The following is a 6113-nucleotide window of genomic DNA, read 5'->3' as shown; positions in this document are numbered from 1 at the left end:
TGCCGTGGAACCTGCATGCACAGGATTTAGCCATGAACCTGGCCGCCTGTGAATGATGGGGTTTGTGGATCGCTTACCTTTGTCGACCCTGCCGTTGTACATAATGGCCGGCCGCTCGGCCTCGACGGTTACCGTCAGATGCTGGAAAGCGACGTGCGCGCTATTCCAGACCTGCAGTTCGATATTCAACTCCTCACCGTCGACCCGCCCTATGTAGGCAGCCGGCTAGGCTTCGACTGCACGCCAGCAGGCGTGCTTTTCGGCTTTCCGGTCAACGGCCGGCGTATCCAGTTCACCGAGAACGTGTTCTACGAATTCTCTGATTCGCGGATCAAAACGGTATGGTCGGTCATCGACGAGGCGGCGATCCGAAGACAGATCGGGGAATAGATCGATAGCAGCTCGGCTGAGCCCCTTCGCGCCGAAGTGAAAAAGTTACGGGCAACCCGCTGACCATCAGGGGTAAAAGACGTCGCCTACCCCGAATGTCGCGTTTCAGGAAGTCCTGAAAAGGCCTCTGTGTTGCAGTTCGAAGCTGAATCCACCGCGCTAGAGGCAAAAGGCAAGACCCGACCGCGCGCCTGCTCGACCCCGCGCCTGCTGAGTCTAGCCGATTTCTACACCCTCGACTGCCTGCTGAATCCGAAGATAGACCCCGTGCCTGTGGAGCCGCAGAGCGGCGAAAATCGGTCGCCGCGCAGCCTATTATTAAGCCAGCTCCTCCACGGCCCCCCAGTGTATGCAGTTCTCTGGTAGAACCGATCCCTCCACACCAATCAGGTAATCGAGCAAAGCTTTTACTTTTGCGCGAACATTTTCATCCTCTCTAATCCGCGCTAGCGCATTATACGGCTTCTCGTTTTTTACTTCTTCCCCGAAAAGAGCCGTTTCGAAACAGGTCTTACAAGCAACGAGATTTACACTTCCATCCTCTTCCTGTAAGTCTTCGATAGAACTATTCATGCCCCAGGCGGGATTTTTCTTTCCATTAGCCGTAAGCTCCTCATCGGTATCGTGAAGAATGCAAAACGACTTAGAGAATTGTTTAAGCACCTTGGCTACTGACGGAATAATTCCTTTCCCCCTTGCCCTGATGATCTGAACATCACCATATTCCTCTGGGTGGAACTCTTTTAACATCGAGAAAGCCGTATATTCAGTGTCACCCTCAACAATGACTTGTCTTCCGCCAAAGAAAAACTCATGCACATAAGGATCACAGACATTCATCAACTTCAAATTTCTTTTATCATTCTCGTCCAGCTTGGCTCTTTCAGGACGATATAGCGTTGTACTCTTAACCTCACTGTCTTCGTCTCGAAACACTCTGATTATGGTCGTATTGTCTTTCGACAAATCTATAAATATTGGAGAGTGCGATGTGATCATAACCTGCCAATTACCGCTTTCGGGTAGATCATAAAGGACCGACCTAGCCTCCCGAATGGCAGAAGGGTGCAGGCATATTTCAGGCTCATCCAGCAATAGCACATGGGGCCGAGAGCCCTTTTTATCCTGAGATTCAGATAAGTATTTTAATGTTGCCCATAACAGAGTTCTCCTTGCACCACTCCCTTGGTGCTCAATAGTGCTAAAGTAACCGTCTTCTGGCCCCATAAGAAGATCCGCATTACCTTTGAAGGGCTGATATGCTCCTTCAAGATCAGCTTCTGGTTTTGCATCGAATTTTATTTGGTGTTTAGGAAACAACTTGCTCAAATACTCGGATACTTCACTTTCGATCACTTTGAATTCGTCCTCGGCCGCTTGGACGACTTTTGTCTGAAGCTGCCGAATTCTATCTAGTATCAATTCATAATCGGATTTTTCTTGTTCAGGATCTGACCTGATTTCTGATATTTTTTCCTTTAGCATGCTGGTTATTAGCTTAGTTATTTCAGCTGCTTGCTTTTCTGGTGTTGCAAAAGCATCTATCCTATGTGGAAGCGGGCGCCGAGAGTTAGCAACGTTCGGTGCTCCCCAAGGAACTTGATCATCCCAGTCATTTTTTTGAGTATCGAACCCTTGTCTTTTGGGATCTTTATTTGGGCTTTCCCAAACCCATTTTTCACGGATTAACCACTCGCTATCTGCAGTGGGCTCAAGCCATCTTTCACCCGGCGCATCATCAAACACGATTGTATGCAATTCAATCGTAGGCAGATTTTCCGGATCGACCTGCCCATTGGGGAAATCGTTTATTGTCAGCCTTCCATCCTTGGAGCCGTGGGACATGACAGTTTCATAAGCCCTCAAAATACTGCTTTTACCGACATTATTAGGCCCGACAAGAACAACGATGTCGTCAAGCTCGATCTCAACTGTCTCAGCCCCAATTGATCTGAAGTTATTGATCTGAAGTTTATGAAGACGGGGGCGAGGAGAGTTACCTTCTTCATCGACAAGAGGAACCACCTCGACTGGCTTCTTCTTAGCAGCCATGCTATCTCCTTGTAGGGGCTTAACGCCTAAGCTCAGTTGCCGACCAAAGCGCGGCAGCGCTTTGGTCGGTCAACTGCAGCGATATGTTAGCTTTCATCTATTACTAGAAGCTCGCAGCCAAAGAATGTTCGCGCCAAGTATGCTGCGGATTCAACGGAGCCACGTGACTCAATAATTGCTCTAGCTCCCAAAATTTCGGTAAATGATATACCTAACTCATCATTTAAGAATGCCGCTTTTTCAATGGATCCCAACATATTGAGAGAAATCTGCCGCATTCCCTCTTGGCCAAAAGTTCTTGATTCGACGCCACGTTCCCTAAGCGCGTATCTGAACCCCTCACGTAAAGGTATTCGAGGAATCGCTTCCGGGTCTTCAGAGCATCGATATCCGATCGTCGAGCCTTTTTCGAAAACGACATAATGCTCTTGATCATCTGGCAACACGCCAATATCTGCTGGACTAAATGCAGCAGAGTGCGCTAGGACACTGCGATTCAGATAGTAGCTATTAAGCTCATCGGGGCGATAGAACTCGGGCGCTATGTAAAAAACGCTCTCACCGCTATTTTCTAGATTAAGTAACAGCTCGTGTTGATACGAGTGCTTAAGTGGACGTAAATGCATCCTGTAATAAGGGACGTTTACTAGACCAAGCTGGTTCTCTTTGGCGCTTGAGCGTTTTAAATAGTCGCTTAGCTTGAATTGCAGAAATATCGGGGTGGCACGCAGAGGGATTTTTACGTCGTATCCGCCACCTATTTTGCCTTCTTGATAAAGCGACGGGAAAGTCGGCGCGCCTATTAACTTTGCTCCCAGTTTTGCTGCCAATTCTTCGGTTATGGCATAGCCATAAGAAAATTCGGAAATATCGGGTTTCATCGCGACCTATTATTTGAGCTAACGACGAAGCTCAGTTGCCGCCGGAGTGGCCGAAGGCCGCAGAGGGAACCCAAAGCGCGGCAGCGCTTTGGGCGGTCAACTGCAGCGACTGGTTAGGTACTAAATTCAAAAGGGGCTACAGCCTGACTTTCTAATAGGTAGCGAATTATTTCATACCCAAATACGTCGGCGTACTCCTGGTCGCCAATATTAAATTGCGAACCATGGCGATCTAAATCTTCATGTACATTACCAAGACGGTCTATATAAACGACGTAAATCAACTCTTCCTGATATTTGTCGTCCAGCCTTTGGCAAACTCTTGAACAGCTAAGCTCACCAGCCAAAGTGCCATCTTTAGACTGCACAATCCGGTATCGAATTACGAGCTCGTGATCTAAACCTTTAGCGAGAATCTTATTGTCACTCGATTCGATGAAGGCTACCTCGTGACCTTTATCTCCGTTCCAATTTTTCTCCGCAGCCTCCGAAAATGAATGAAAATACGGCTTGAACCGATTAAACATTCCCACGGTATTTCCTATATCGGTCATAAGCTGTCGATCCATAACTCGCCCTCGTTTTTTTTAAACCTAACGCCTGAGTTCAGCGACGTTTGAGGCGACGCCTGCTTTTGCGGTAGCAAAAGTAGGTGTCGGGTTAAACGTCCGCTGCAACGACCTGTTGGGCGTCATCCCTCGGCCAGTAATTTCTTGGCCTTTCGAATGCTTTCGCGCACTTCATCCTCGGTTCTGGTTCTGTTGCCATAGTGCACAACGGCATGACAATTCGGGCAAAGCGGCACCAAATCTTTCGTTGGATCGACCTTGTACCTTTCCCCAACATGGGACACGGGGACTCGGTGATGAACGTGGATGAACCCCTCGAAGTCTGGACCATAGAACCGCCCGAAATCGAAGCTGCAAATCGCACAGGTTGAGCCATGGGCCTCAATGCACGCGGCCCTCGCTTCGGCGCTCCGTTCGTAAGCGTTGACAGTGACTGTACGTTTGCCACCTTCCCACATTGAATCTGGGACTTCCTCGGAAAGGGCGGAAGTGTCATCTGTGATTGCCAGGGCAACTACCGTGAACCCCAGACTGGCAAGTTTAGGAACAACTGACGCCTGGCCTCCGGAAAAATCGGTGCTTCGCAGAAGCTTCCCAAACTGGTGTTCGTAGGCTGCACCGACAATCGCTTTGGAATCGTACTGCTTCCCATCGTGAAGGAGCACGAACCTCAGGGCTTTCCCATACCCGTATTTTTCCAAAAACGAGGCTCTTCCGAGACGATCGCACTCTGTAATTGCCTTCAATACAGCGTTGCGGTCACTCAAGTCTCGGTAGTTGGCCACGATTTACCTCAATGACGCCTAACGCCGAAGCTCAGTTGCCGACCGAAGCGCGCCAGCGCTTTGGGCGGTCAACTGCAGCGATTCGTTATGTTTATTCTCGCCGACTACTTCGACCGTATAGTTGGGATTCCCCGGTAATTATGTCCCGCAACACCGCCTCCGCCATCAGCTTAAATCTAATCTCAGAATATTCGGTGACCGTTTCAGTGTCGTACAGAAAATGGAACGCCCTGAGCTTAATTGGAATGCTGAAGCCTTCGGGAAACTTTATAAACGCTTCTTCGAACTCAAAGCTATAATTAAGGTCTTTACTATTTTCGGGTTCTCTAGGTAGTCTGTTTTCTAGCTCATGAACGTTAGTGACGACCCCTCTGCCGATATCTTGAATCGTGACTTCGCTACTAAGCCCGTTGAAGCTTAGCTCATCGCCCTCTTGAACATCGGTATTCGAAAAAAGCCATTCAGTATCGATCTCCGGCTTTCGCCTGACATTCTGAATGAATTTTGCGTGCATCTGCAGCCCGATCATTTTTATTCCCTGATGCGATTGCAGCTCTTCTTCGGTAGGCTCGCTAACGGTTTTAAGCGAGATATCTTTATGCTTCGCGTATTTTATCGCGCCCGATTGGTATCCTTTAGTAGTAACAAAAACCCCCAAAGTATTCCCAATGTCTTCGACAACGCTATGAAAATCTCGTATTTTCCCTAAGGAAATCGTATTTTTGTAGTGCTTACACTCAACCGCGACTTTATGAGTGATTCCACCTGCCTTGAACTCCCAATACACATCAATCTGGTGCTTTTGTCCTGAACGACCAGTAATCTTAACGTCGTGCTCTACGCTGATGGTTTCAAAACCCTCTAAAGAAAGTATCTCTTGATAAACGGCACGGACAAATAGCTCAAACTCGGTACTTTCACTCGGCATAGATCTTGGTGGTTTTAGGAGTAGACATAACGCCAAGTAGACGGAATATATCTAGCATTAGATATATAACCATCCACATCTATATATATCCGGCAATTATCGCGCGTTACTGCGAAAACCATCGCCAACTCGAAATCCCCCGCTCCGACAAAACAACCCTCCGCCCCGCCGCGGCATACCGCACATACTCCTGCCACCCACGCCGACATCGCAGATACGTCCGGTTCAACACCTGATGCGTCAACGCCAGACATTTAGTCTTGGATCGCGGCGCCACGGTCACCCATTGGGGCTGCGAATCGGCAAGTGGCTGCATCGCAGCCTGGCCAACACCGGCGCCGAAGCCGCCGACGGCACGGCCGAGGTAATGACTGACGGATTCCGCCTGAGCAGAGACGGCGGCCGTGCTCAGAACGAGCGCGACGGCCAGGATGCGGGCACGCATGACATGATTCCCCGGTATCGATAACACGCGGCCGGGCTCCGATTTGGCCGGCTGCGATCCCCC

6 protein-coding genes and 1 pseudogene are annotated in these 6113 nt (G+C 49.2%); 1 reads left to right on the top strand and 6 read right to left on the bottom strand.

Annotation, left to right across the window (positions count from 1 at the left end):
- Positions 1-78: 78 nt before the first annotated feature.
- Positions 79-390: pseudogene (locus ACS8YF_RS16985) on the top strand (ester cyclase); the annotation flags it as partial.
- A 318-nt stretch (positions 391-708) separates the two neighbouring features.
- On the opposite strand, the gene ACS8YF_RS16980 reads toward ACS8YF_RS16985, so the two are convergent.
- The 6 genes from ACS8YF_RS16980 to ACS8YF_RS16955 all read right to left on the bottom strand — a co-directional run bounded on the left by ACS8YF_RS16980 (position 709) and on the right by ACS8YF_RS16955 (position 6050).
- Positions 709-2442, bottom strand: a complete 1734-nt coding sequence (locus ACS8YF_RS16980) for an ATP-dependent nuclease (protein ID WP_440851328.1) — start codon at positions 2440-2442, stop codon at positions 709-711.
- A gap of 86 nt (positions 2443-2528) precedes the next feature.
- Positions 2529-3323 carry a hypothetical protein gene (locus ACS8YF_RS16975; protein WP_440851327.1) on the bottom strand — a complete coding sequence of 265 codons (795 nt, stop codon included), beginning with the start codon at positions 3321-3323 and terminating at the stop codon, positions 2529-2531.
- Positions 3324-3436: 113 nt separating this feature from the next.
- Positions 3437-3892 (bottom strand): hypothetical protein, encoded by a 456-nt coding sequence (locus ACS8YF_RS16970; RefSeq protein ID WP_440851326.1) that lies wholly within the window; start codon positions 3890-3892, stop codon positions 3437-3439.
- A gap of 122 nt (positions 3893-4014) precedes the next feature.
- Entirely contained in the window at positions 4015-4677 is a 663-nt protein-coding gene (locus tag ACS8YF_RS16965) for an HNH endonuclease (protein WP_440851325.1), read from the bottom strand.
- Between the two features lie 91 nt (positions 4678-4768).
- Positions 4769-5605, bottom strand: coding sequence for a restriction endonuclease (locus tag ACS8YF_RS16960; protein WP_440851324.1), 837 nt, complete (start codon positions 5603-5605; stop codon positions 4769-4771).
- A 106-nt stretch (positions 5606-5711) separates the two neighbouring features.
- Positions 5712-6050 carry a hypothetical protein gene (locus ACS8YF_RS16955; protein ID WP_440851323.1) on the bottom strand — a complete coding sequence of 113 codons (339 nt, stop codon included), beginning with the start codon at positions 6048-6050 and terminating at the stop codon, positions 5712-5714.
- Positions 6051-6113 lie beyond the last annotated feature (63 nt).

Source organism: Salinisphaera sp. SWV1, from assembly GCF_052044155.1.
Lineage (GTDB): Bacteria > Pseudomonadota > Gammaproteobacteria > Nevskiales > Salinisphaeraceae > Salinisphaera.
This window is presented reverse-complemented; position numbering and strand designations above follow the sequence as displayed.

What these genes read in the sequence shown, in the direction of transcription:
- ACS8YF_RS16980 (WP_440851328.1), bottom strand. Translation starts at nt 2,442, where the DNA reads ATGGCTGCTAAGAAGAAGCCAGTCGAGGTGGTTCCTCTTGTCGATGAA.
- ACS8YF_RS16975 (WP_440851327.1), bottom strand. Translation starts at nt 3,323, where the DNA reads ATGAAACCCGATATTTCCGAATTTTCTTATGGCTATGCCATAACCGAA.
- ACS8YF_RS16970 (WP_440851326.1), bottom strand. Translation starts at nt 3,892, where the DNA reads ATGGATCGACAGCTTATGACCGATATAGGAAATACCGTGGGAATGTTT.
- ACS8YF_RS16960 (WP_440851324.1), bottom strand. Translation starts at nt 5,605, where the DNA reads ATGCCGAGTGAAAGTACCGAGTTTGAGCTATTTGTCCGTGCCGTTTAT.
- ACS8YF_RS16955 (WP_440851323.1), bottom strand. Translation starts at nt 6,050, where the DNA reads ATGCGTGCCCGCATCCTGGCCGTCGCGCTCGTTCTGAGCACGGCCGCC.